Genomic DNA, 24703 nt, shown 5'->3' with positions numbered 1-24703 from the left:
ATTGGCGACATCGACGGACATGACGCCAATGCGATTCGTGAAGCAATCAAAGAAGCGCAGAGTGTCACCGATAAGCCTTCACTGATTATCTGCCGCACCATTATCGGTTTCGGTTCCCCGAACAAAGCCGGTAAAGAAGAGTCGCACGGCGCAGCGCTGGGTGAGGCCGAAGTTGCCCTGACCCGTAAGCAGCTCGGCTGGAACTATCCGGCATTTGAAATTCCAGCTGAGATCTATCAGCAATGGGATGCCAAAGCGGCGGGTGCTGAACGTGAAAAAGCCTGGGATGCAAAATTTGCCGCTTATAAGGAAGCCCATCCAGAGCTGGCAAAAGAGTATGAGCGCCGCATGAATGGCGAAATGCCTGCCAACTGGGAAACCGAAGCGACCCGTTTCATTCAGGAGTTGCAGGCTAACCCGCAGAAAATCGCCAGCCGTAAAGCGTCACAAAACTCGCTGGAAGCGTACGGTAAAATGCTGCCGGAATTCCTGGGCGGTTCTGCTGACCTGGCACCGAGTAACCTCACTATCTGGTCAGGCTCCAAATCGATCAAAGAAGATCCCGCCGGTAACTATATTCACTACGGCGTGCGTGAGTTCGGTATGACGGCGATTGGTAACGGTATCGCGCACCATGGCGGTTTCGTCCCCTACACCGCGACCTTCCTGATGTTTGTCGAATATGCGCGAAACGCAGCGCGTATGGCGGCGCTGATGAAGGCACGCCAGATTCTGGTCTACACCCATGACTCCATCGGTTTGGGCGAAGATGGCCCGACGCACCAGCCGGTTGAGCAGATCGCCAGCCTGCGTCTGACGCCAAACATGAGTGTATGGCGTCCGTGCGATCAGGTAGAAACTGCCGTGGCGTGGAAAGCCGCCGTCGAACGCCATCACGGCCCGACCGCGCTGATCCTCTCCCGTCAGAATCTGCTGCAGCCGGAGCGTACCCCGGAGCAGATCGAAAACATCAAACGCGGCGGCTACGTGCTGAAAGATTGCGACGGCACACCAGAAGTGATTCTGATCGCGACCGGTTCAGAAATTGAGATCACCCTGGGTGCAGCAGAGAAGCTGACCACCGGCGGTCACAAGGTGCGGGTGGTTTCACTGCCTTCAACTGACCTGTTCGATGCGCAGGATGCCGCTTACCGCGAATCCGTTCTGCCCAGCAACGTGAAAGCGCGTGTCGCAGTCGAAGCGGGTATCGCTGACTACTGGTTCAAGTATGTCGGACTTGATGGGGCGATTGTCGGTATGACCACCTTTGGGGAGTCAGCACCGGCCAGTCAGCTGTTCGCCGAGTTTGGCTTCACTGTAGAGAATATCGTCAGCCACGCTGAAGCATTACTCAAGCCAGTGTAATGCCTCTGCCCTTCCCGGCTCACCGGGAAGGGCCATTTCATCTTATAGCCTGAAACAGAAAAATATCTCTATTCCCCTCTTCCCGCCTCGCGCAAACTGATTACTATAGAGCCGTCATACTTAATGCTGCCTGTGCACTGGCTGTCCGTCTGTTCCTGCTGATGTTCCTGCCGGGATAACGCGGCTCACCGACCAAGTGCATCCTGATGAGTAAAGGCAGATTTCCTCCGATTTTATAGCGAAGCCACTTCCGTTGAACATGCGCACACCCTATTTACTGGCCCTGATGGTTTCACTGCTTCCTTTAAAAAGCATGGCGCAGGTCGCGCCCGATCCACTGCTGGCCTCTCAGATTGTTGATCGCTATGCGGAACATATCTTTTATGGCAGTGGTGCAACCGGCATGGCGCTGGTGGCGATTGATGGCAATCAGCGGGTGTTCGCCAGCTTCGGTGAAACACGTCCCGGCAACAATGTCCGTCCGCAGAAAGATTCGCTGATTCGCATCGCGTCATTGAGTAAGCTGATGACCAGTGAAGTGATGGTGAAGATGGCTGAGCGCGGACAAATTCGCCTCGACGATCCCCTGAGTAAATATGCGCCACCGGGAGCACGCGTGCCGACTTACAATGGTCAGGCGATTCGCCTGATTAATCTATCGACCCACACCAGCGGACTGCCGCGCGAACAGCCAGGCGGCAAAGCGCAGCGTCCGGTGTTCGTCTGGCCGACGAAAAGTGAACGCTGGGCGTGGCTGGCGCGCGCTAACCTAAAAGCGGCTCCGGGCAGCAGTGCCGCCTACTCCAACCTAGGCTACGATCTGCTGAGCGATGCGCTGTCGCGCGCCGCTGGCACACCCTATCCGGCGTTGTTTCAGCAGCTGATTACCCGTCCGCTCGGCATGAAAGACACTACCTTTACGCCGTCGCCTGAGCAGTGTGGACGCCTGATGGTAGCTGAGAAAGGGGCCAGTCCGTGCAATAACACGCTGGCAGCGATTGGCAGCGGCGGTGTGTACTCCACGCCGGATGATATGGGCCGTTGGATGCAGCAGTTCCTGAACTCTTCGGTTAACCATCGCACGCCACAGATCGACCGGCTGCAGACGCTGATTTATCGTCGCGATCAGCTAAACAAAGTCGAAGGCATGGATGTGCCAGGTAAAGCGGATGCGCTGGGTATGGGCTGGGTCTTTATGGGGCCGAAAAATGGTCGCCCTGGCATCATCCAGAAAACCGGTGGCGGCGGCGGTTTCATCACCTATATGGCGATGGTGCCGCAGCATAACGTTGGGGTCTTTGTGGTGGTGACGCGATCGCCGCTGACCCGCTTCACGCCAATGAGCGACGGCGTGAACAATATGCTGGCCGAACTGGTCGGTAACCAGCTTGGCTCACCAATGATGGTCCAGGCTATTCCTTAACGCTGCTGTACGCCACCGTCAGACTGGCTGACCCACAGGGTTGGCCAGTCATCACTGCTGTGCCAGGCGTCACAGGTCGACTCTTCCGCATACTCCGCTAACACAAAACGCTTGCCATCAAACTGCCAGCGCGTGGCCCTGCCACAGTCACCTAATCCACGTCCTTTACCAAAGGTGTAGAGCTGGCCGCTGGCCGCATCATATTCCGCATTAATCAGCTCAAGCTGTCGATCGCTGGCTCCCGGAGGCGTAAACGGCAGAGTTAAGGTGATGCCGCGCGCCACGTAAGGTTGGGTGCGCGTCACTTCAAACGCCAGATCGATGACGTTATAGGCCCCCATTTCACAACTCACCAGCAGCAGCGCGCGCTGGTTGGTGAGAGGCGCAACACTGACTTCACGGCGAAGCGGATCGAGTGAGCAGGAGTCGGTATTGACCCGCCAGGTGCCGTAATCAATTAATCCGCTGGTCTCATCGCGCGTCAATGCCGCGGGCGGCTCGAGAGCAGGCGGCAATGGCGGCAGCGCAGGCGGCGGCGGAACATCCCAGCTGGCACGATCGCCACGCTTGATCCACGCGCTGCTGCTGTTGACGCGCCCCTGGGTGTCATCCATCAGCAGCAGCGCGGCTTTCATACCGCGCAGGGAGATCAGCGCATTGGGATCAAAAGTAAGCTGTAAGGTTTTAGCCTCCATCACCAGATCAAGAAACTCATCAATGGCGATGGCATTGCTGGTAGCGAGATGATGGGGTTCTACCGTCCAGTGTTTGAGGTCGGGTTTCAGGCGGCGCTGGTCGAGCAGCAGGTTATCCTGAAGCGGACCGCCAGGCAGAGCGCCACTGTAGGCGCTGCCATAGTCGATTCGCAGCAAAGGGCGATCGTTGACGCCCGCATGACGCGAAATCGTCATCACCAGCCCTTTGTCGCCCGGGATATTGCGTGCCACGCAAAAGGCTTCATTGTTGCAGGTGATTTGCCAGTCGTTGAATGACTTTTGCAACGGTTCCGCCTGCACACAGGCAATCCATAGAGACGGCAACAGCCACAGCGATTTCATCCAATACGACATTAAGAAGATCGATCCCCGAATACCCAGAATGGAGAGGATAGCGCATCAACGGGCCTGGTAGGGTTCGCATTCTGTGAACCTGTGCAAAAAGCGCAGTTAACTGCTTAAAAAGCGTGCATAAAATGGATAAAGCCTCGGCCTTCCACTTTCAACGCTGTCGCGCGGCAACAGGCTTTACAGCACGGTTTACTATGGCTTCAGCCAGCCCGCAATCTGCGCATGCTGCAACAGCATAATAGTTTTGCCATCGCGAATGCGGCCATCGGCGACCATCGCCAGCGCATCAGGGAAACTGAGTTCCAGCACGTCGATTGACTCATCTTCGACGCCACCACCTGCGTTATCGCGCAGCGATTCATTATAAACCGCTGCGAAAAAGTGGATCAGTTCGGTCACGCCGCCGGGCGACATATAGCAGGCATAGAGTTTCTCCACCTCGCCCACCGCATAACCAGTCTCTTCAATCGCCTCTTTGCGGATGCAATCTTCCGGGGAGTCGTCGTCCAGCAAGCCCGCGCAGGCTTCGATTAACATGCCGCCGTCGTTGCCGTTGACGTAAGTGGCGATGCGGAACTGGCGCGTCAGGACCACGCTGTTCTTTTCACGGTTATAAAGCAGGATGGTCGCCCCGTTTCCACGATCGTAGACTTCGCGTTTATGGCGGATAACCTCGCCACGGCGATCGGTGATGTCATAGGTGTAGTTACGCAGCACAAACCAGTTTTCAGACAGGAGCTTATCTTTGATGATATTGATCTTAAACGACATGGAGACTCCGCTACCGCATAAAGGGAGTCGTTCATCATAGGGGCAAGCCGGCAGGAAAACTATCCTAATTCGCGTCACAACGTGTCGATTTACGGCCACAAAAAAGCCAGCCCGAGGGCTGGCTTTTTTGTTGCAGAACGTATCAGCGTGAGGTGTCGTCAGCCAGACGAGTCGGCTGAGGTTCCTCTTCGTGATGATCCTGTTCGGTCTGCGCGACGGCATGAACACGCTTACGCACGCCAAACCATCCCAGCACCAGCAACAGCGCAATCAGCGGAATGGAGGCGATGGTGTAAGTCCCGTTCGGGTAGTCGAATGCCATCAGCACCAGTACGCTGAACAGGAACAGCAGCGTCAGCCATGAGGTAAACGGTGCACCTGGCAGCTTGAAGCTGACATCATCCGCCTTGCCCTCTTTAATCGCTTTGCGCAGACGCAGCTGGCAAACCACGATAAAGGCCCAGGAGGAGATAATGCCCAGCGAGGCAACGTTCAGGACGATCTCAAACACCCGAGAAGGCACATAGTAGTTAAGCACTACGCCAACCACATAGACGGCGATGGTAACCAGAATACCGGCATAAGGGACCTGCTGACCGTTCATCTTCGACATGAATTTCGGTGCAGAGCCCCCCATCGACATGGAGCGCAGAATACGCCCGGTCGAGTAGAGGCCGGAGTTCAGGCTGGAGAGCGCCGCGCTCAGGACCACGATATTCATGATGCTGCCAACGTAAGGCACGCCCAGCTTAGAGAAGAAGGTCACAAACGGACTCTGACCCGCCTGGTAGGCGTTCCATGGCAGCAGCAGCACCAGCAGGACCACAGAGCCAACGTAGAACAGGCCAATACGCCAGATAACGCTGTTGATCGCTTTCGGCAGCATGGTTTTCGGGTCTTTACATTCGCCAGCCGCCGTACCCACCAGTTCGATAGAGGCAAAGGCGAACACCACACCCTGAATCAGCACCAGAGCAGGCAGTAAGCCGTGCGGGAACATGCCGCCGTTATCAGTGATCAGATGGAAGCCGGTGCTGTTGCCATCCAGCGGTTTGCCGGTGCCAAGGAACACCACGCCCACCACCAGGAAGATCACAATCGCCAGCACTTTCACCAGCGCGAACCAGAACTCCATCTCGGCAAACCACTTAACGCCGATCATGTTCATGGTGCCGACTATCGCCAGCGCGCCCAGGGCAAACACCCACTGCGGCACATCACCAAACGCGCCCCAGTAGTGCATGTAGAGCGCGACGGCGGTGATATCGACGATACCGGTCATTGCCCAGTTAACGAAATACATCCAGCCCGCCACGTAGGAGGCTTTCTCACCCAGGAATTCACGGGCGTAGGAGACGAAACTGCCGCTGCTGGGACGATGTAAAACCAGTTCGCCCAGTGCACGCAGAATGAAGAAGGAGAAGATGCCACACACCAGATAGATGATGGCTAAGGCGGGGCCAGCAGCCTGCAGACGGCCACCTGCACCCAGGAACAAACCGGTGCCGATAGCACCGCCGATCGCAATCATCTGTACATGACGGTTACCCATCGCTTTCTGGTAGCCAGCATCATGAGAGTTCAGCCAGCGGCGTTTCGCAGCGCGCATCTCGCCTGGGGTTTTCTTTTTAGATTTCATAGCATTCCTGTTTGTCCGGACCATCAGTCGTCGTCTCCCCAGTGCGAACGTAACGTCCTGCAAAATGGGGGATTTTCCTCTGTGCCTTTGCCCGTGAGTGAGTGCCGGGCAACGCGGGAATTTACGGCGATGAATCCTACCCGTTCTGCAAGAACGAAGCAAAATATACCGGGCAGATGCACAGGCTGATTTGTAAGAATCCATCCTGATGCACAAAAACAAAAAAACCGGCCATTTTCAGGCCGGTAAAAGCTACAGGGATGGAAACAGGAGGGTTGGGTTAGCGATAAATCTCTGCGGTGCCGCTCCACAGGCTGGAATCGCCTGGATTATCGACACCGATAACACGGTAATGGCTGGCGCCCATCTCTTCCGCTTTTTGCGACAGCTGGCGATTAGCATCGTCCAGCGAGCCACGAACGCCGGAGACCGAAACGCTGCCGATGCTCTGCATACTCTGCGCCTGCGACTGATCGACGGGCGTGGCGGCGAAAGTAGCAAATGAGGCGGTAGCCAGTAATGCACCCGCCAGTACAGCATTCAGCTTTTTCATTGGATGCTCCTTAAATGTGTGATCGGGGTTGAGCTGATGACTGAAGGGATTATTAACGCTGCAATGAAAAGCAACATCGGGCAGATGTAAAACTGTCCCTTTTTTAACCGTAAAACCGTAGCGCATCCTGGGAACTGTCAGCCGCGGTCATTTTGTGTGCGATGTGTTACGTCCTGTGCGATAAACAGGAGATGGATCATTTGCGTTACGTTACTGCGCTCTTATAATTCCCGCACTCTGAACAGGGCCATCTATGTGATCGTAAAACGTTCCGTTACTCAAAGCATCGCTAAAGCGCTCAGCGCCATTGTCCTGCTGTCACTACTTACCACCAGCCTGGCCTTAGTCACGCTCCTCAGCAGTCAGCGCGACGCAGAGGCGATCAATCTGGCGGGTTCACTGCGCATGCAGAGCTATCGCATGGCCTGGGATGCGAGCCGTCAGCCGCAAAACCTGGCGCACCATTTCGCGCTCTATCAGCAAACGCTGGATGCGCCGGTGCTGCAAAAACTGGATCGGCCCTGGGTGCCACGTGAAGTGAGCATTCGCTACCAGCGACTGCGCACAGCCTGGCCTGCGCTGCAGCAGCAGTTTCAACAGGGCGATAGCGTGGCGTACCAGCAGCAGGTGCCGATTTACGTCGGTGAAATCGATCGCTTTGTGCTGGGCCTGCAACGCTATACCGAACTGAAAATGCATCTGGTGGCCGCCAGCAGCCTGGTGGGTGTCATTGCGATTGTGGCGCTGGCACTGATGACGATTCGCTTTACCCGACTGAAGGTCGTGCGACCACTGAATGCGCTGGTCACGGCGAGTCGCTACGTCGAGAGTGGTAACTTTGCTTTTCCGCGGCTGCACGTTGAGCAGCAGAATGAGCTGCGGGTGCTGTCGCACGCTTTTAGCGGCATGGCGGCCCGTCTGCATTCCCACTACCAACTGCTGGAAAGCACGGTTCGCGAGAAAACAGAAGATTTAACCCAGGCGAATCACACGCTGTCGCTGCTCTATGATAGCTCACAGATGCTGACCGCCAGTCCGCTGCATCCGGCGCTGTTTGAAGCGGTGCTGACCAATGTATTGATGCGCGAGAAACTCACGGCGATCCGGCTCGACACCGACCAGTTCCGGTTCCGCGCCGGTGATGAAAAGGCTAACGCAGAGTGGCAACGTCAGCCGTTACAGCAGGATGATCAGCAGATTGGCGAGCTACGCTGGCAGAAAGCGGGCGCCTCTCCGCCAGATGAGATGATGCGCAGCCTGGCGGCGATGCTGGGACGCGCGATCTGGATCTGGCAGGCGCAACAGCAGTATCAACAGATGCTGGTGATGGAAGAGCGCGCCACCATTGCCCGGGAATTACATGACTCGCTGGCGCAGTCGCTCTCGTTTTTACGCATACAGCTGACCCTGTTGCGCCGCACCGTGGATAAAGAGGACAGCGCCGCCCATACCATTATCGCTGACTTCGATCAGGCGCTGGCCGATGCCTACCGCCAGCTGCGCGAACTGCTGACCACCTTCCGTCTGACCATCGAACAGGCGGATCTGGTGGCGGCGATGCAGGCGATGATCGCCTCGCTGCAGGAAAAGAGCGGCGCAGAGATACAGTTTAACTATCAGACCGGTCTGCAGAGTCTGGAGGCGCAACAGCAGGTGCACGTGTTGCAGATCGCCCGTGAGGCACTGCTGAATGCGATTCGTCACGCCAGCGCGCAGGTTATCCGCGTGGACTATCAGCACAGTGAGCAAGGTGAGCACTTACTGACGATTACGGACGACGGTGTGGGTATTAACAGCACCGACGAACCGCCGGGTCATTATGGCCTGACCATTATGGCTGAACGTGCCCACCGCCTGAGTGGCAATCTGACCATTCACGCACAGCCACGGGGTACGCGGGTGGAGCTGCGCTTTCCACCGCAACCGGTACGGCAGCTGGCGTAATTTACTATTCAATTAATTAAAACAATCTATCGGCTGCAGACAGCAGGCTATTTCAGGTACGGGGGAGTGCCCGTGAGCGCAGACTCTGCCCCGCCGCAGTCTGGACCGATAAAACGGAGAAAATATGCAACAGTCGGCATTAACCTTGATGATTGTGGATGATCACCCGCTGATGCGGCGCGGCGTGCGTCAGCTGCTGGCGCTCGATCCCCGGCTGGAAGTTATTGCCGAGGCCAACAACGGCACCGAAGCGCTGGCGGAAGCCCGCCGTCAGGAACCCGACATCATTCTGCTCGACCTGAATATGAAAGGGATGTCCGGGCTGGATACGCTGAAAGCGCTGCGCCACGAAGGGATCAGCTCGCGCATTCTGGTGCTGACCGTTTCCGACGCCCGCAGTGATATTTTCGCCATGGTAGATGCCGGTGCCGATGGCTATCTGCTCAAAGACAGCGAGCCGGAGATCCTGCTGGGACATATCCTGCAGGCATCGCGGGGCGAGAAAGTTTTCAGTGAGGGCGTCGCCAACTATCTGGATAATCGTCAGCATAGCGCCGATCCTCTGCGTCAGCTCACCGAGCGCGAGCGGGATGTGCTGCAGGAAGTGGCGCGCGGCCTGTCGAACAAAGAGATCGCCGCTATTCTGCATATCTCTGAAGAGACAGTAAAAGTGCATATCCGCAATCTGCTACGCAAGCTGGATGTCCGCTCGCGCGTCGCCGCCACGGTGATGTGGCTTGAAAGCCGCAAATAGCCAACGAATTTACATTTTCTCCTCATTTTCTCCACGATTTCCCCCGCTGCCGCACGTAAAGTGAATGGCGGCGGAAAATCGTGGCAAAGACCCTCCGATCTTTCTGCCTGTGCGCCCGTTGCCGGTGGGCCTGACTAATAATAATAAGTCCTGAGGAGTGTCGATTTAATGTCGAATTTCTTTATCGACCGCCCCATCTTTGCCTGGGTGCTGGCGATTCTGCTGTGCCTGTGTGGCACGCTTTCCATTATTTCGCTGCCTGTTGAACAGTATCCCGACCTGGCACCGCCCAATGTGCGTATCACCGCTAACTATCCCGGCGCATCCGCCGAGACGCTGGAAAACACCGTTACCCAGGTGATCGAGCAGAACATGACCGGCATCGATAATTTGATGTACATGTCCTCGAACAGCAGCAACACCGGTCAGGCGCAGATTACTCTCACCTTTACCGCAGGGACCAATCCCGACGAAGCCCGTCAGCAGGTTCAGAACCAGTTGCAGTCCGCGCTGCGCAAGTTGCCGCAGGCGGTGCAGTCGCAGGGCGTGACGGTCAATAAAACCGGTGACAGCAATATTCTGATGGTGGCGTTCGTCTCGACTGACGGCAGCATGGATAAGCAGGATATTTCAGACTATGTCGCCAGTAATATTCAGGACCCGCTGAGCCGTATTGATGGCGTCGGTCAGGTTGACGCTTACGGCTCGCAATATGCGATGCGCATCTGGCTCGATCCTAACAAACTGATTGCCTACGCGCTGACCACCGACGATGTGGTCAGTGCGATTCAGTCGCAAAACACCCAGGTTGCTGTGGGTCAGGTCGGTGGCCTGCCATCGGTGCAGAAGCAGGCGCTGAACGCCACGGTTAATGCTCAGTCGCTGCTGCAGACTCCCGAGCAGTTCCGGGCTATTACCCTGAAGAACAATCCCGACGGTTCTGTAGTAACGCTGGCCGATGTCGCCACCGTGGCGCTGGGGGCAGAGAAGTATGATTATCTGAGCCGCTACAACGGCCAGCCCGCGTCAGGCCTGGGCGTGAAACTTGCCTCCGGTGCCAACGAGATGAATACCGACAAGCTGGTGCGGGCGCGCATTGAGGAGTTGTCACACTACTTCCCGCACGGACTGGAAGCAAAAATCGCCTATGAAACTTCACCGTTCGTTAAAGCGTCGATTACCGATGTGGTGAAGACGCTGCTGGAGGCGATCGTGCTGGTCTTCGGCGTGATGTATCTGTTTATGCAGAACTTCCGCGCCACCCTGATTCCGACCATCGCGGTACCGGTGGTGCTGTTCGGCACCTTCAGCGTGCTCTATGCCTTTGGATTCAGCATCAATACCCTGACCATGTTTGCCATGGTACTGGCAATCGGACTGCTGGTGGATGATGCCATCGTGGTGGTGGAAAACGTCGAACGTATCATGCATGAAGAGGGACTCTCGCCGCGTGCCGCCACGCGAAAATCGATGGGCCAGATTCAGGGCGCGCTGGTAGGGATCGCGCTGGTGCTCTCTGCGGTGTTTGTGCCGATGGCGTTTTTTGGCGGCACCGTCGGCGCCATTTATCGTCAGTTCTCCATCACCATTGTCTCGGCGATGGTGTTGTCGGTGCTGGTGGCGATGATCCTGACGCCGGCACTGTGTGCGACGCTCTTAAAACCGGCGCCACAGGGCGAACAGCATGAGCGTCGCGGCTTCTTCGGCTGGTTCAATCGTCACTTTAATCACAATGCTGACCGCTACGAACGCGGCGTAGCGGGCATCCTGCGGAAGGGCGGGCGCTGGCTGCTACTCTATCTCGGCATTATCGGTCTGATGGCGTTTCTGTTTCTGCGTCTGCCGACGTCGTTTCTGCCGCTGGAAGATCGCGGCGTATTCCTGACTCAGGTTCAGCTTCCGGCAGGCGCGACGCTTGAGCAGACGGCCAGCGTAGTCGCCAAAGTCGAAAACTATTATCTCACCGAGGAGAAGGCCAACGTGCTGTCGGTCTTCTCCACCATCGGCGCAGGTCCGGGCGGCAATGGACAGAACGTGGCGCGTTTGTTTGTACGACTGAAAGACTGGGAAGCGCGGCCAGGTGTCGATCGCACCTCGTTCGCGATTATCGATCGCGCAACTAAAGCATTTCAGAAGATTAAAGAGGGCCGGGTAATAGCCAGCAGTCCGCCTGCTATCACCGGCATGGGCAGCAGCTCCGGCTTTGACATGGAGCTGCAGGATCACGCAGGTATCGGTCATACCCAAATGATGGCAATGCGCGACAAGCTGCTGGAGATGGCGGGTAACGATAAGTCATTATCACGGGTCCGGCACAATGGACTGGATGACAGCCCGCAACTGCAGATCGATGTGGATGCCCGCAAAGCGCAGGCGCTGGGCGTGTCGCTGGACACCATCAACGACACCCTGACCACGGCCTGGGGCTCAACCTATGTAAACGACTTCCTAGATCGTGGCCGGGTGAAAAAGGTCTATGTGCAGGCCGCCGCCGAATTCCGCATGTTGCCGGACGACGTCAACAAATGGTATGTGCGCAACAGCAGCGGCAAAATGGTGCCCTTCTCCGCATTTGCCACCAGTCGCTGGGAGACCGGTTCGCCCCGTCTTGAACGCTACAACGGCTATTCATCGCTGGAGATTGTCGGCGAAGCGGCCAATGGCGTCAGCAGCGGCACGGCGATGGATGAGATGGAAAAGCTGGTGAATGCCCTGCCGCTGGGCGTCGGATTCCAGTGGACCGGAGCCTCTTATCAGGAGCGGCTCTCCGGTTCGCAGGCACCGGCTCTTTATGCCATTTCGCTGCTGGTGGTGTTCCTCTGCCTGGCCGCGCTGTATGAGAGCTGGTCGATCCCGTTCTCAGTGATGCTGGTGGTGCCGCTGGGTGTGGTGGGGGCGCTGATCGCCACCTGGATGCGCGGGCTGGAGAATGATGTCTACTTCCAGGTTGGCCTGCTGACGGTGGTCGGGCTATCCGCCAAAAACGCCATCCTGATTGTGGAATTTGCTAACGAGATTAACAGCCGTGGACGCGAGCTGGTGGAGTCCACGCTGGAAGCATCGCGTCAGCGTCTGCGGCCGATTCTGATGACCTCGCTGGCCTTTATCTTTGGGGTGCTGCCGATGGCAATCAGCAGCGGCGCAGGCTCCGGCAGTCAGCACGCGGTGGGCACCGGTGTAATGGGAGGAATGATCTCCGCCACGCTGCTGGCGATCTTTTTTGTCCCGCTGTTCTTTGTGCTGGTCCGCCGTCGCTTCCCGCTCAAAGAGAAGCCGCACGACTAGAGCCAAATAAAAAGCGGCCACTGATTTCAGTGGCCGCCTTATTTATGTGTGTGTTAAGAATTCCAGCAAGCGGAATAGTCCTGCTTTTCTCTTTGCGTGTTACTTGTTACGTAACATCGCTTCGATAAATTCTTTCCAGGTTCCCATTTCGGTGTCAATCATAATGCCCTCTCTTATTGTGCTGGCAATAGTACGCTCTTTTTTTAATCAGGTGAATACGTTTACACCTGTTATATCTATCGGCAAGCCGCTCGAAAACATGAATGTTGCTGATTCTGGAAGCTGACGCACATTTCAGCAACCCCTTAACCTGATTGAAAATAATTTTTTTAAGCTCAGCGGTAGACTATTTTACCATCATAGCGAAATTCTTAATAACTTAATGATGAGCAGAGTAATGATTGCCTGCGAAATTGATAGCGGTTACCCGAGGCGAAACGAAGGCAAGGCGTGCATGATATTTGGTCCGGTTACCGCGCCCGGGCAGATGCCGCAACGGATCACACTATGTTAAACTCGCGCTTTAGCTGCATTTTCAGCTTTCTCTTCTCACAGGACAAATAAGGATCGGGCAATGAGCACGCAGTGGGTGATGTTCGGGATTAAAAATTGCGACACCATAAAAAAAGCCCGGCGCTTTTTAACAGACGCAGGCGTTGAGTATCACTTTCACGACTACCGTGCCGATGGCCTGAGCGATGCCCTGCTGCAGGCGTTTATCGATGCGCTAGGCTATGAAGCCCTGCTTAACACCCGCGGCACCACCTGGCGTAAACTGCCCGAAGCTGATCGAGAAGCGGTGACCGATGCCAGCAGCGCCAAAGCGCTGATGCTGGCGCATCCCGCCATGATTAAGCGTCCGCTGTTGCGCGCCCCGGATGGCTCCATGCTCGCCGGTTTCAGCGAAGCCACCTATCAGAATGCTATCCAGGAGAAGTCATAATATGTTTTGCCCGGTCATTGAGCTGACGCAGCAGCTTATTCGTCGCCCCTCTCTCAGCCCCGATGATGCCGGATGTCAGGCTCTGCTGATCGCCCGTCTTGAAGCCATTGGCTTTAAGATTGAAACGATGAACATCGACGACACCCTGAATTTCTGGGCCACCCGTGGCGAAGGTGAAACGCTGGCGTTTGCCGGTCATACCGATGTGGTGCCGCCTGGCGATGCCAGTCGCTGGATTAATCCGCCATTTGAACCGACGATCCGCGATGGCATGCTGTTTGGCCGTGGTGCGGCTGACATGAAAGGCTCGCTGGCGGCCATGGTGGTAGCAGCCGAACGTTTTGTGGCGGTGCGTCCACATCACAGAGGGCGACTCGCCTTTATGATCACCTCTGATGAAGAGGCCAGCGGGGCCAACGGTACAGTTAAAGTCGTTGAACGGCTGATGGCGCGCCGCGAACGGCTCGACTATTGCCTGGTCGGCGAGCCGTCCAGCACCGAAGTGGTGGGTGATGTGGTGAAGAATGGCCGCCGTGGCTCAATCACCGCCAATCTGACTGTGCATGGTGTGCAGGGCCACGTCGCCTATCCGCATCTGGCAGATAACCCGGTTCACCGGGCGATGCCAGCGCTGACTGAACTGGTCGCGACAGAATGGGATCAGGGGAATGAGTTCTTCCCGGCCACCAGCATGCAGATTGCCAACGTCCAGGCGGGCACCGGCAGTAATAACGTGATCCCCGGCGAGCTGTTTGTGCAGTTTAACTTCCGCTTCAGCACCGAACTCACCGATGAAATGATTCGTCAGCGGGTCGCAGAACTGCTGGATCGTCACCAGCTGCGTCACACCATCGAGTGGAAACTCTCCGGTCAGCCCTTCCTGACCACGCGCGGTAAGCTGGTTGATGCCGTCGTGAAAGCTGTAGCGCACTATAATGAAATTAAGCCGCAGCTGCTGACTACGGGCGGAACCTCCGATGGCCGCTTTATTGCACGGATGGGAGCGCAGGTGGTGGAACTGGGGCCGGTGAATGCCACCATTCATAAAATCAATGAGTGTGTGAAAGCCTCCGACCTGCAGATGCTGAGCCGGATGTACCAACGCATCATGGAACAACTGATCGCCTGAGGGCGGTTTTAAGGAGCAGCAAATGGAATTTATTAAAGATTACTGGTGGATCCTGGTGATCCTGCTGATGGTTGGCGTGCTGATGAACGTTTATAAAGATCTGAAACGCATCGATCACAAAAAATTTATGGATAACAAACCTGACCTGCCGCCGCATCGTGATTTCAACGATAAATGGGATGACGACGACAACTGGCCGAAGAAGAAGTAAAAGAAAATGCCCCTGCTCAGCAGGGGCATTTTTACATCATCACGATAACATCATCGTCACCGGGTTTTGCGCCGCTTAACGCCTCATCAAAGTAGCGTTTTGGCACCGTATAGCGCAGATGATTCAGCGCCAGTTCCATGCTGCGGTGATCGATAGCGTGCGCCAGATCGTCAACAATATCCAGCGTGGCGTCACCACCGCAGGCGGTCAGCCGCTGCTCCGCCTGCTGGGCATGGTGCATCGGGATCTGCTCATCATAATCACCGTGGATCAGGTGAATCGTGGTGCGTGTAGTGGCCTTCTCAGGCAGGGTAATAAACCGGCCATTAAACACCACTGCGCGGCCCGCCAGATTCGGATGCGCTTTGACACCTTCCAGCACCATACTGCCGCCCTGCGAAAAGCCGATCAGCGCTGTCGCTTCGGGCCGCACGCCGCTCTTTTTTTGCCAGTGACGCACAGACTCAACAAACTGCGGCATGGCCGCATCAACCCGCTGCTGGACGGTCTGATCGTGCAGGTCGGTTTCGCCAAACCACTGACGCCCCGTGCCAGGCGAGCCGACGGAAACCACCAGCGCGTCGGGAAAGGTTTTCGCAAACCAGTTGCCAATCTCACCCATTGAATCGGGGTTATCGCCAACGCCGTGGTAGAGCAGAAACAGCTGTGCTGTGGTGGCAGGCTGTTGAACGATTACATATTTCAGTGTCATGTTGACCTCCTGTGTTCACTCTACGCCCCGAGGAACAAAATGATATGAGGATAATTTGAGGCAGATGGTCGAATTATTTCAATGGCCGGTGCAGCGAATCCCTGGTAACGCCCAGGCTTTCCAGGGCTGAAGCCGCCTGCTGACGCAGCTTAGCTATCAGCGCTTTGCGTCCGTTCACGCCTGCCTGCCGGGCCAGCTCGCTTAGCGCATGAGGTGCGGCAACCGCGGTGGCCAGTAAAGGGGCGGGCGCGGCGCTGGCCTCAACCAGACGCTGCAACACCGGCAGACTCGCCTCCAGCGGCCGCTGTGCCCAGGCAAACCCCGCTGCCAGGTGGATATCCCACCCAGTCAATCCGTCATCCGTGGCCTCTTCAAACTGCAGCTCCAGGGCAATGTGCTGGCGCAACAGTGGCCAGTCACGCGCCAGCTGTGCTGCCGCCCGGCGCGCTAATGCCCTGCCCGCAGCAGAACAGGGCAGGATCGCCATCGCCGCGTAACAGCCGCTACTGGCTTCGCGCTGGCTGCCAATCCGCACCAGGATAAACCCACAGGCGCGCCAGAACGCCCAGAGTGATTCAGTGTAGCCGAAGCTGACGGAGAGATAGTCGTGATCGGCAGCCGCACTGGCCGCCGCAACCAGCTGCTGGCCGGTTCCCCGGCGACGTCGCTCGGCTGCCACGGCAATACGGCTGATCCGCCGCGAGCGCAGGATTGCCGCTTCAGCCAGACCGGCATGGGCTGCCAGTGACTGTGCCACCAGATTTCCGCGCGGTCGCCGGGTGCCCGCCCAGACCGCCTGCGTCAGCTCAGTTTCAAGACCGCCCTCCTCCACCAGCCAGAGCGCGCCCTGTAACGCAGGTGCCTCGCCCGCCCGCCACAACTCCATACCCGGCGCATCCAGCAGGCGGCGCAGATCAAGCGGCGAAGTGCGGTAGTGCGCGCTGGTCAGCAGACGGTAGGCGGCCTCCAGCGTGCTGAAATCCTGGCGTTCAACCCGATGCGGGGTTACCGGGGAATCGGGTGCAGTCGTGCAGGCATCGTCAAACAGCAGCGCCTGATTCAGCCACTTCTCCAGCGGATCAAAACGCGACCAACGCAGCGGTTCATCCAGCGTGAAATAGTGTGCATCCGTAAGGCCAGCGCAGAATTTAAGGATAAACCCACGCCCGCTGCCTTCGTAGCCCTGCACGGTGGTAGTCAGCAACACGCGGGGATATCGGCTAACCAGCGCCTGCAGCAACGGTGCCGGGATCGCCGCCGCTTCATCAACGATCAGCCATTCCGCCTGCGGTGGCGTCTCCAGCGCCAGCAGCGCATCGGGTGCCATAAAGTGGAAATGCTCAGCGGCAAAGGTGGCCAGTACCTCCGTTGAGGCTTTAGCCGGTGCGGTGACCAGACAACGGCCATTCTGGCGGGCCAGCATACCCGCCAGCGCCGATTTACCGCGTCCCCGGGCGGCGGTCAGCACGGCGACACCCGATGGCAGCGTCATCAGTTGATCGAGTATCGCCTGCTGCTGTTGCGGAGCCTGACAGTGCCACTGTGGCCAGTCGGGCTGCGCCGGAAAACGGCAAGGCAGATGCTGCCGCTCCAGCAGCACCTGGTCATCCGCTAATATCAGCTGTTGCAGGTGGTGAACAAAGTGTGGTGTTGGGATGGGTTCAGCGGCGTCCGCCCAGCGCAGGCTGTCACTATCAGGCTGCTGCGTCCACTGTTCCCAGGGCGGCACCAGCAGTAACAGCCAGCTACCGGCGGTCAGCGTGCCAGCCAGCGCAGCGAAAGCCTCGGCATGAAAACCCTGACGGGCATCGAATATCGCATGACGAAATTCACGGCCAAGCAGCGTGCGAACCGCGCCTGGCTGTTTGTGCATAAGTGACTCTTCAGAGGAAGCAGAGAATAGCGGCTCCGGGCTCAGTTCGAGCCAGTCGCCCATGAGCGCTTCACGCCACTCCGCAGCCCGATCTAAGCACCAGGCCGGGTCGCCGCTGATGACTGCCAGACGACGCACACCGGCCTGTTGCATAAACTGCTCGGGGATCATCAGTTGCTGGCGAAGGTGTTGCACTGTCCTGGATCGCCACCATCAAACCCGCGCTTAAACCAGGTGTAGCGCTGCTCAGACGTGCCGTGGGTAAAGCTGTCCGGCACCACGCGGCCCTGACCTTTCTGCTGCAGACGGTCGTCGCCAATCGCCTCAGCGGCATTCAGCGCTTCCTGCAGATCGCCCGCTTCAAGGATGTTCTCCTGCTGCATATAGTGTCCCCAGACACCGGCAAAACAGTCTGCTTGCAGTTCCATTTTCACGGAAAGCTGATTGACCTGCGTCTGGCTCGCGCCCTGCTGCATTTCACGCACTTTCGGTTCAATGCCCAGCAGTTTCTGAACATGGTGGCCCACTTCATGCGCGACGACGTAGCCCTGGGCGAAGTCACCGCCCGCGCCGAGTTTGGTTTTCATCTCGTCATAGAAAGAAAGGTCGATGTAGACGGTCTGGTCAGCAGGACAGTAGAACGGTCCCATCACAGACTGTCCTGTACCGCAGCCGGTGCGGGTTGCGCCGCGATACATCACCAGCTTCGGTGCGACATACTGTTTGTTCATCTGTTTGAACAGTTTGCCCCAGGTATCTTCCGTGGTCGCCAGAATCACCTTAGTGAATTTGGCGGCCTCATCATCATTGGCGCTGACGCTGCGCTGTTGCTGCTGGCTGGTCGGTGCGACTTCTCCACCCGTCAGCAGTGCGGTCAGGTCGTAACCGTAATAACCTGCGACAGCTACCACGATCAGCAGCACAATACCGCCTTTACCGCGCGGCAGACGAATCTGACGGCCTCCGCCGCCTAAACCGGACGATTGATCGCGACGGTCCTCTACATTGTCGCTTTCGCGACGCCCTTGCCAGCGCATGCTGTATTCCCTCAGTCATTTTTTCAGATGGCATGATTTTAGTTGTGTGAGGGAGCAATCACCAGCTTTACACCAAAATGAAAAAGGAGAGCCGGGGCTCTCCATTTTCTTTGTGCTTTCTTTGTGCGTTAAAGACAAACTCAGTCGAGTTTCACGCCCAGTCTCTGTGCTACTGCTTCATAGGCTTCGACCACGCCGCCGAGGCTCTGGCGGAAGCGGTCTTTGTCCATTTTATCCAGCGTCTCTTTGTCCCACAGGCGTGCACCGTCTGGTGAAAACTCATCGCCCAGAGTGACTTCGCCATTAAACAGACCAAACTCCAGTTTGAAGTCGACCAGAATAAGACCTGCATCGTCGAACAGTTTGCTCAACACCTCGTTGGCTTTAAAGGTCAGTTCCTGCATCCGCGCCAGGTTCTGTTTGCTGACCCAGCCAAAGGTTTCGCAGTACGATTCGTTGACCATCGGGTCATGCTTTGCATCATCTTTGAGGAAAAGATCAAACAGCGGCGGGTTGAGCACAATGCCCTCTTCCACGCCCAGACGTTTTACCAGCGAGCCTGCGGCGCGGTTACGAACCACGCACTCTACCGGCACCATCTCCAGCTTCTTCACCAGCGCTTCGGTATCGGACAGCAGCGCTTCCATCTGGGTCGGGATACCCGCTTCCTGCAATTTGGTCATGATGAAGTGGTTAAACTTGTTGTTAACCATTCCTTTGCGATCAAACTGCTCAATTCGGGCGCCATCACCTGCTGACGTATCGTTGCGGAATTCGAGTATCAGCAGATCCGGGTTATCGGTGCTGTATACGGTTTTCGCTTTACCGCGATACAACTCAGCTCGCTTTTGCATCTTGTTCACTCCAGACTTGAAATAACGGGTGTTCAGCGGCCAGTGCCGCTGCGGCGATTGCCTTGACGCAATCGTTTACTTCGCCGCGCGCTATTATGCCAAAAACAAAATAAAAAGGCCGGAGAATCTCCGGCCTGAGGCAACTTTATTTGTTCAGTGCCGCCTGGAACACGGCCACCAGCGCATCATTCTGCGACTGGGTCAGCACATGCCCTTTCGGGTCGATGAATTGCAGACTGGTGCGGTTGTCGAGATCGCCGACCTGCACTTTGTAATCACCGTTTTCTAATTCCGGATCTTTCGCACCAACTGAATCCCAGTCGCTGCTGCTCAGTGCCTTGTAGGTCACCTTCATGCTGCCGGTGGAGCGGGTGGTATCGGTCACTTCCATCCCGACGCGTTTCATCGCATCTGGCAGACGCTGCCATGCCACGTTGTATGGCGTACGCAGGATCAGCATTGGCAGGCCGGTATCATCTGCACCGCTCTGCACATCAATGGCACCACTCACCCGACCCGCCGCCGCGTTTTCACTGGCGGTATCAATCTTGTCCAGACCGGTGCTGAGTTCATTCAGCATCTGCGCGGTATAACGCTGGATCTGCACAGGGGAAGTAATGGTTTTACCATCCTGCTGCAGCTCCAGCAGACGCACGGTAAGCTGCTGCTGATAGCTCTGCGACTGCACGCTGATCTGGTAGCGGCCACGGTACTGCTGATCTTCATCAGCGCGGTTCCACTGCACCCAGTCGGTTGTCAGCTGCTGGCCGGCGTCATTACGTGAAGCAATCGGGAATTTGTTGGACTGCACGACGTTGACCACGCGTGGCCAGACTGAACCGCGGTTGCTATCAATCATCAGTGCGCCAGTATTGTTACTGAACTGCGCGCGGGTGCCGTTCATCAGCGCCAGCGGCTGGGCTGGCGGACGGATGTCGAGCTGCTTGCCGGTCGGTGCCTGGCTGGTGATACGCGGCACGTCATAATCACCACGCTGAACCGGCAGGATCATTCCGGCAGGCGCTTTCAGTTCACTTAACTGACTGGCTTCAAGATAAGATTCGTCACCGCTGACCTGGCGCTTATAACGCTGATCGCTTGAACAGGCCGACAACAGCATCAGGGTAGAAAGCCCCACCACTGTGGCTACTGTTGACCGCTTTACTGAGTAATTCATTCAAACTCCCTAAATTATCGCAAACCCGCTTTCACCAGCGCCTGCTCCACTTTCGGCTGGCCGGCTGCAGTCAGTGGCGTCATTGGCAGACGCAGCGTGTCGTTAGCGATTAATCCTAGCTGTTTCGCAGCCCATTTCACCGGGATAGGATTGGGTTCACAGAAAAGCGTCTGGTGCAGGTGCATCAGACGCTGATTCAGGCGGCGTGCCTCGACGAAATTGCCCTGCTGTGCAAGTTGACACAGTTCGACCATTTCGCGCGCAGCGACGTTTGCGGTCACCGAAATGACGCCTTTACCGCCCAGTTGCATAAAGTCCAGTGCAGTCGCGTCATCGCCACTCACCAGAATGAAATCTTCATTAACCAGCTCTTGGATCTGACTAACCCGCGATAAGTTCCCGGTTGCCTCTTTGATTCCGATAATATTTTTGATTTCGGCCAGGCGGGCAACGGTTTCCGGCAGCATGTCACAACCGGTACGCGAGGGAACGTTATACAGCATCTGTGGCAGGCTGGTGCTATTCGCAATCGCTTTAAAGTGCTGGAACAGTCCTTCCTGCGTCGGACGATTGTAATAAGGCGTCACGGTCAGGCAACCCACCACGCCGGAATTTTCAAAACGCTTCGTCAGAGAGATGCCTTCAGCGGTGGCGTTTGCACCGGTTCCGGCAATCACCGGAATTCGGCCATCGGCCAGTTCCAGTGTCAGCATCACCACATCACCATGTTCTTCATGGCTCAGGGTTGCAGATTCGCCTGTGGTGCCGACGGAAACGATCGCCGCGGTGCCGCTGGCGACGTGATAATCAATCAGTTTTTTCAGACTCGACCGGCAGACATTACCGTTGTCATCCATTGGCGTAACGAGTGCAACAATACTTCCCGTAAACATTGGCGATCCCCTCGACAAACAAGTGCTTCATGGTACGTTTTACACTTAGGGAAAAGCAAGCAAGCCACGCCATTCCCGCGCTTGTCAGCAGTTTTTTTTATGTTTACCTTATGGTTATTAGCGAGAGCAGAGGAAAAGCCATTTTGCCGCAATCTCAGCCCCATCATCTGGTGATCACCGCGCTCGGTGTTGACCGTCCGGGTATCGTCAACACCATTACCCGACACGTCAGCAGTTGCGGTTGCAATATTGAAGATAGCCGTCTTGCCATGCTCGGGGATGAGTTCACCTTTATTATGCTGCTGTCGGGCAGCTGGAACGCAATTACACTGATTGAATCGACCCTGCCAATGAAAGGGGCAGAGCTGGAACTGCTGATCGTCATGAAGCGCACCAACGCACGGCTCCGTCCGCCGATGCCGGACACCGCGTTTATTCAGGTTGAAGTCGCCGATTCACCGCATATTATTGAACGCTTCACCGATCTCATCGATAAGCATCAGATGAATGTGGCCGAACTGGTATCGCGCATTACACCTGCGCAACACAATTTGCCGCCAACGCTCTATATTCAAATGACCGCACACAGTCCGACTCGAACCAGTGGTACGACGTTTGAACAGGCGTTTAATACGCTGTGTCAGGAGCTGAATGCGCAGGGGACGCTGCGTCTCTATAGTGTGTCAGACGCTGACAGTAGCGAATCTGTGAGCGCAGTACGCTAAGCTTTGGTCGATAAACCGGAGTTATTTCTCCACATAACTGACGCGTACGCGGCTATGTGGTGAAATACCCCTGATGGTAATCTTGCCTCTGGTCGTTTCTGGCCGAATGGTGTATTACCCACAGCCTGAATAAGAAAATGGAGAGATGTGATGAATCCACTGAAAGCCGGAGATACTGCACCCGCATTTAGCCTGCCTGACCAGGACGGCGAACACGTGAATCTGACCGACTTCCAGGGACAGCGCGTTCTGGTGTACTTCTACCCGAAGGCGATGACACCAGGCTGCACCGTGCAGGCGTGCGGTCTGCGTGACAACATGGATGAGTTGAAGAAAGCGGGTGTGGAAGTGCTGGGTATCAGCACCGACAAACCAGAAAAGCTGTCAAAGTTTGTCGAAAAAGAGCTGCTGAACTTTACGCTGCTGTCAGATGAAAATCATGAAGTCTGCCAGGCGTTTGGCGTCTGGGGTGAAAAAACGTTTATGGGGAAAACCTATGACGGCATTCATCGCATCAGCTTCCTGGTAGATGCTGAGGGCAAAATCGAAAAAGTGTTTGATAACTTTAAGACCTCGAATCACCACGACATGGTGCTGGATTACATTAAGTCAGCCTGATGTTGAGGGGCGCGGTAGCCTGATCGCCGCGCCCTGCTTAACTTCCCTTCCCCGCACATCTTTACCCTGCAGTTGCGAAACACCCAGATTCCACGCGATTAAGATGCAGCAACAATAACGCAGTTACGCCCGGCATTTTTCGCCTCATAGAGTGCCGCATCGGCCTGTTTTAAGCTGCTTTCCAGTCCGGCATCCTGCGACCCGTTCCAGGCCGCCACGCCGATAGAGAGGGTAATTCGCCCCACGTCGGTGAGCCAGGCTTCGGCAATGCCCAGCCGCACGCGCTCCGCGATGACCTGCGCCTCATCCAGTGCCGTTCCCGGCAACAGCATCAGAAACTCCTCTCCGCCGTTGCGACAGACTACATCAGACTGACGGGCACTGGCACGCAGCGTACTCGCCACCTGCTGAATCACCCGGTCGCCCACGTCGTGGCCCCAGCTGTCGTTGACGTTTTTGAAGTGATCGATATCCAGCGCCAGCACCGAGAAAGGCTGGCGCAGCGTGCGGTAATACTCCAGCACGGCATTAAGACCGCGGCGGTTCAGCAACTGGGTCAGCGGATCGGTCTGCGCTTCCGAGTTAAGCCGACCGATTTTGTCCTGCACCAGACCAATCCCGGTGAGTAGCGCACGCTTAACCTGTGCCGCCTCAAAATACCAGGCGGTGATGCCGCCAATCTCTTTTGAGACGCCCAGCGCATCCATCCGGCTGGCTTTGCGGGCCAGCTGGAAAAGTGGCCGGGCAATCAGCCGCGCCAGTACCACAGCCACCAGCAAAGTCAGCAGCGCAAACGGCACCGAGTTTTTCAGGACTTTCATTAACAGACCCGACAGCGGATCCAGCGTGACGTTAATCGGCTTAAGCGCCACCACCGTCCAGCCGGTGGTCGGCACTACCGCAAAGCCTGCCAGCTGAGCCGTATTGCCCGGACCGGCCATCATCAGCGAGCCATTAGTCTGGTCATCACGCGGACTGACGATGGCGGGCAGCGTTTTGCCAATCAGCTGACGATTCTGGTGATACAGCACCTCATTATTACTGTCGAGCACGTAGACCGTGGTGCCATCCCGGTAGAACTGCTCACCCAGCAGCGCATTCAGAATGCTTTTTTTCTTCAGATAGATGGTGCCGCCGATGTAGCCCAGATAGTCACCCTCGGGGCTCCAGACTGGCCAGGAGACAAACACCAGCAGATTATTGGCGGCAGAAAGCGTGGGCTTACTGATGCTCGGCTGTCGCAGGGTCAGCGCCTCCCGCGAGGCGTCGCTGGTCAGGTGCATCCCTTTCAGCGTCAGTGACTCGGGCGAGATCGCTTTGATCACGCCCTGCGCATCCACTATCGCGACTGAGTTGAAACTGGTGGTCTGCTCACGCAGGCGGTTAACTTCACTTTCCAGCAGTCCCTCATTACCAAAGTCACGGCTGAGCTGATTGGCGCTGTAGTGCAGTTGCGACTGCGCCAGCTGGAAGAAAATTTCACTGGTTGAAGCGAGCTTGGCGGCATAGGCCCGGTTCGCCTCCAGTGTGGAATCGATCAGCACCTGGCGCTGAACCCGCCAGGTGGCGTAGAGCGTATTCGCGAGCGTGATAACAATGCTGACAATCACCAGCAGGGCGATCAGATTACGCAAATCGGCCTTGGGCCGAAAGAGCTTTAGCATGGCGTCGCCGCCCCGGAGATGAATGTCATGTCGTAAATGCCTGATTATATTTTTATGTGTGCCAGA

Annotated in this window: 22 protein-coding genes; 10 read left to right on the top strand and 12 right to left on the bottom strand. The window is 56.5% G+C overall.

Annotation, left to right across the window (positions count from 1 at the left end; all coding sequences use genetic code 11):
- Nucleotides 1-1365, top strand: a 1365-nt coding sequence (locus tag AC2LB6_RS09965; protein WP_490093365.1) for a transketolase family protein, incomplete at its 5' end; no start/stop codon positions are given.
- Nucleotides 1366-1624: 259 nt separating this feature from the next.
- A complete protein-coding gene (ampH, locus tag AC2LB6_RS09960; RefSeq protein ID WP_175501440.1) occupies nucleotides 1625-2788 on the top strand; it encodes a D-alanyl-D-alanine-carboxypeptidase/endopeptidase AmpH in 1164 nt (387 codons plus the stop codon).
- Here the strand turns inward: ampH and AC2LB6_RS09955 are convergent.
- The 4 genes from AC2LB6_RS09955 to AC2LB6_RS09940 all read right to left on the bottom strand — a co-directional run bounded on the left by AC2LB6_RS09955 (nucleotide 2785) and on the right by AC2LB6_RS09940 (nucleotide 6818).
- Complete coding sequence (locus tag AC2LB6_RS09955; RefSeq protein ID WP_490093364.1) at nucleotides 2785-3858, bottom strand: DUF1176 domain-containing protein; 1074 nt, start codon at nucleotides 3856-3858, stop codon at nucleotides 2785-2787. The genes ampH and AC2LB6_RS09955 overlap by 4 nt on opposite strands.
- Nucleotides 3859-4047: 189 nt before the next feature.
- Entirely contained in the window at nucleotides 4048-4626 is a 579-nt protein-coding gene (nudK, locus tag AC2LB6_RS09950; RefSeq protein ID WP_136196802.1) for a GDP-mannose pyrophosphatase NudK, read from the bottom strand.
- Nucleotides 4627-4768: 142 nt separating this feature from the next.
- Complete coding sequence (gene ansP / locus AC2LB6_RS09945) at nucleotides 4769-6265, bottom strand: L-asparagine permease (RefSeq protein WP_490093363.1); 1497 nt, start codon at nucleotides 6263-6265, stop codon at nucleotides 4769-4771.
- 280 nt (nucleotides 6266-6545) lie between these two features.
- The gene (locus AC2LB6_RS09940; protein ID WP_031592576.1) at nucleotides 6546-6818 is read right to left on the bottom strand and encodes a YdgH/BhsA/McbA family protein; all 273 of its coding nucleotides are present in this window, start codon (nucleotides 6816-6818) and stop codon (nucleotides 6546-6548) included.
- 255 nt (nucleotides 6819-7073) lie between these two features.
- On the opposite strand from AC2LB6_RS09940, the gene narQ reads away from it, so the two are divergent.
- The 3 genes from narQ (at nucleotide 7074) to acrD (ending at nucleotide 12801) form a co-directional block, all read left to right on the top strand.
- Nucleotides 7074-8762 carry a nitrate/nitrite two-component system sensor histidine kinase NarQ gene (gene narQ / locus AC2LB6_RS09935; protein WP_490093362.1) on the top strand — a complete coding sequence of 563 codons (1689 nt, stop codon included), beginning with the start codon at nucleotides 7074-7076 and terminating at the stop codon, nucleotides 8760-8762.
- A 124-nt stretch (nucleotides 8763-8886) separates the two neighbouring features.
- Complete coding sequence (locus tag AC2LB6_RS09930) at nucleotides 8887-9516, top strand: response regulator (RefSeq protein WP_490093361.1); 630 nt, start codon at nucleotides 8887-8889, stop codon at nucleotides 9514-9516.
- Nucleotides 9517-9684: 168 nt separating this feature from the next.
- On the top strand, nucleotides 9685-12801 hold the full coding sequence (acrD, locus tag AC2LB6_RS09925) for a multidrug efflux RND transporter permease AcrD (RefSeq protein ID WP_490093360.1): 3117 nt from the start codon (nucleotides 9685-9687) through the stop codon (nucleotides 12799-12801).
- Nucleotides 12802-12900: 99 nt separating this feature from the next.
- Here the strand turns inward: acrD and ypfM are convergent, their stop codons facing one another.
- Nucleotides 12901-12963, bottom strand: coding sequence for a protein YpfM (ypfM, locus tag AC2LB6_RS09920; protein WP_376747919.1), 63 nt, complete (start codon nucleotides 12961-12963; stop codon nucleotides 12901-12903).
- A gap of 412 nt (nucleotides 12964-13375) precedes the next feature.
- Here ypfM and AC2LB6_RS09915 point away from each other — a divergent pair, with 412 nt between their 5' ends.
- The 3 genes from AC2LB6_RS09915 to AC2LB6_RS09905 are packed head-to-tail and all read left to right on the top strand — an operon-like array spanning nucleotide 13376 to nucleotide 15084.
- Nucleotides 13376-13744: an ArsC family reductase gene (locus tag AC2LB6_RS09915; RefSeq protein WP_490093359.1), complete on the top strand. Its 369-nt coding sequence runs from the start codon at nucleotides 13376-13378 to the stop codon at nucleotides 13742-13744.
- Nucleotide 13745: 1 nt separating this feature from the next.
- Entirely contained in the window at nucleotides 13746-14873 is a 1128-nt protein-coding gene (gene dapE, locus AC2LB6_RS09910; protein ID WP_490093358.1) for a succinyl-diaminopimelate desuccinylase, read from the top strand.
- 22 nt (nucleotides 14874-14895) lie between these two features.
- A complete protein-coding gene (locus tag AC2LB6_RS09905; RefSeq protein ID WP_003848800.1) occupies nucleotides 14896-15084 on the top strand; it encodes a YpfN family protein in 189 nt (62 codons plus the stop codon).
- Between the two features lie 31 nt (nucleotides 15085-15115).
- On the opposite strand, the gene ypfH is transcribed toward AC2LB6_RS09905, so the two are convergent.
- The 6 genes from ypfH to dapA all read right to left on the bottom strand — a co-directional run bounded on the left by ypfH (nucleotide 15116) and on the right by dapA (nucleotide 21630).
- On the bottom strand, nucleotides 15116-15796 hold the full coding sequence (ypfH, locus tag AC2LB6_RS09900) for an esterase (RefSeq protein WP_490093357.1): 681 nt from the start codon (nucleotides 15794-15796) through the stop codon (nucleotides 15116-15118).
- A gap of 73 nt (nucleotides 15797-15869) precedes the next feature.
- Nucleotides 15870-17840 (bottom strand): tRNA(Met) cytidine acetyltransferase TmcA, encoded by a 1971-nt coding sequence (locus AC2LB6_RS09895; protein ID WP_490093374.1) that lies wholly within the window; start codon nucleotides 17838-17840, stop codon nucleotides 15870-15872.
- Nucleotides 17840-18706, bottom strand: a complete 867-nt coding sequence (gene ypfJ, locus AC2LB6_RS09890; protein ID WP_090958789.1) for a KPN_02809 family neutral zinc metallopeptidase — start codon at nucleotides 18704-18706, stop codon at nucleotides 17840-17842. Before ypfJ ends, AC2LB6_RS09895 begins: the two co-directional genes overlap by 1 nt.
- A 140-nt stretch (nucleotides 18707-18846) precedes the next feature.
- Nucleotides 18847-19560, bottom strand: coding sequence for a phosphoribosylaminoimidazolesuccinocarboxamide synthase (purC, locus tag AC2LB6_RS09885; protein ID WP_010260002.1), 714 nt, complete (start codon nucleotides 19558-19560; stop codon nucleotides 18847-18849).
- Between the two features lie 145 nt (nucleotides 19561-19705).
- Nucleotides 19706-20737 carry an outer membrane protein assembly factor BamC gene (gene bamC / locus AC2LB6_RS09880; protein ID WP_090958786.1) on the bottom strand — a complete coding sequence of 344 codons (1032 nt, stop codon included), beginning with the start codon at nucleotides 20735-20737 and terminating at the stop codon, nucleotides 19706-19708.
- A gap of 14 nt (nucleotides 20738-20751) precedes the next feature.
- The gene (gene dapA / locus AC2LB6_RS09875) at nucleotides 20752-21630 is read right to left on the bottom strand and encodes a 4-hydroxy-tetrahydrodipicolinate synthase (protein ID WP_490093356.1); all 879 of its coding nucleotides are present in this window, start codon (nucleotides 21628-21630) and stop codon (nucleotides 20752-20754) included.
- Nucleotides 21631-21773: 143 nt separating this feature from the next.
- On the opposite strand from dapA, the gene AC2LB6_RS09870 reads away from it, so the two are divergent.
- Both AC2LB6_RS09870 and bcp read left to right on the top strand, forming a co-directional pair.
- Nucleotides 21774-22355, top strand: a complete 582-nt coding sequence (locus AC2LB6_RS09870) for a glycine cleavage system transcriptional repressor (protein ID WP_490093355.1) — start codon at nucleotides 21774-21776, stop codon at nucleotides 22353-22355.
- A gap of 150 nt (nucleotides 22356-22505) precedes the next feature.
- Entirely contained in the window at nucleotides 22506-22973 is a 468-nt protein-coding gene (gene bcp / locus AC2LB6_RS09865) for a thioredoxin-dependent thiol peroxidase (protein ID WP_090958780.1), read from the top strand.
- Nucleotides 22974-23071: 98 nt separating this feature from the next.
- Here bcp and AC2LB6_RS09860 read toward each other — a convergent pair whose 3' ends face one another.
- Nucleotides 23072-24637: a sensor domain-containing diguanylate cyclase gene (locus AC2LB6_RS09860; protein WP_490093354.1), complete on the bottom strand. Its 1566-nt coding sequence runs from the start codon at nucleotides 24635-24637 to the stop codon at nucleotides 23072-23074.
- Between the last annotated feature and the right edge of the window lie 66 nt (nucleotides 24638-24703).

It is taken from the genome of Pantoea sp. RCC30.1, from assembly GCF_058148845.1.
This window is presented reverse-complemented; position numbering and strand designations above follow the sequence as displayed.

What these genes read in the sequence shown, in the direction of transcription:
- AC2LB6_RS09930 (WP_490093361.1), top strand. Translation starts at nt 8,887, where the DNA reads ATGCAACAGTCGGCATTAACCTTGATGATTGTGGATGATCACCCGCTG.
- AC2LB6_RS09905 (WP_003848800.1), top strand. Translation starts at nt 14,896, where the DNA reads ATGGAATTTATTAAAGATTACTGGTGGATCCTGGTGATCCTGCTGATG.
- bamC (WP_090958786.1), bottom strand. Translation starts at nt 20,737, where the DNA reads ATGAATTACTCAGTAAAGCGGTCAACAGTAGCCACAGTGGTGGGGCTT.
- dapA (WP_490093356.1), bottom strand. Translation starts at nt 21,630, where the DNA reads ATGTTTACGGGAAGTATTGTTGCACTCGTTACGCCAATGGATGACAAC.
- AC2LB6_RS09860 (WP_490093354.1), bottom strand. Translation starts at nt 24,637, where the DNA reads ATGCTAAAGCTCTTTCGGCCCAAGGCCGATTTGCGTAATCTGATCGCC.
- AC2LB6_RS09915 (WP_490093359.1), top strand. Translation starts at nt 13,376, where the DNA reads ATGAGCACGCAGTGGGTGATGTTCGGGATTAAAAATTGCGACACCATA.
- AC2LB6_RS09895 (WP_490093374.1), bottom strand. Translation starts at nt 17,840, where the DNA reads ATGATCCCCGAGCAGTTTATGCAACAGGCCGGTGTGCGTCGTCTGGCA.
- AC2LB6_RS09955 (WP_490093364.1), bottom strand. Translation starts at nt 3,858, where the DNA reads ATGTCGTATTGGATGAAATCGCTGTGGCTGTTGCCGTCTCTATGGATT.
- ypfJ (WP_090958789.1), bottom strand. Translation starts at nt 18,706, where the DNA reads ATGCGCTGGCAAGGGCGTCGCGAAAGCGACAATGTAGAGGACCGTCGC.
- bcp (WP_090958780.1), top strand. Translation starts at nt 22,506, where the DNA reads ATGAATCCACTGAAAGCCGGAGATACTGCACCCGCATTTAGCCTGCCT.
- nudK (WP_136196802.1), bottom strand. Translation starts at nt 4,626, where the DNA reads ATGTCGTTTAAGATCAATATCATCAAAGATAAGCTCCTGTCTGAAAAC.
- purC (WP_010260002.1), bottom strand. Translation starts at nt 19,560, where the DNA reads ATGCAAAAGCGAGCTGAGTTGTATCGCGGTAAAGCGAAAACCGTATAC.
- dapE (WP_490093358.1), top strand. Translation starts at nt 13,746, where the DNA reads ATGTTTTGCCCGGTCATTGAGCTGACGCAGCAGCTTATTCGTCGCCCC.
- ampH (WP_175501440.1), top strand. Translation starts at nt 1,625, where the DNA reads ATGCGCACACCCTATTTACTGGCCCTGATGGTTTCACTGCTTCCTTTA.
- AC2LB6_RS09940 (WP_031592576.1), bottom strand. Translation starts at nt 6,818, where the DNA reads ATGAAAAAGCTGAATGCTGTACTGGCGGGTGCATTACTGGCTACCGCC.
- ansP (WP_490093363.1), bottom strand. Translation starts at nt 6,265, where the DNA reads ATGAAATCTAAAAAGAAAACCCCAGGCGAGATGCGCGCTGCGAAACGC.
- ypfH (WP_490093357.1), bottom strand. Translation starts at nt 15,796, where the DNA reads ATGACACTGAAATATGTAATCGTTCAACAGCCTGCCACCACAGCACAG.
- acrD (WP_490093360.1), top strand. Translation starts at nt 9,685, where the DNA reads ATGTCGAATTTCTTTATCGACCGCCCCATCTTTGCCTGGGTGCTGGCG.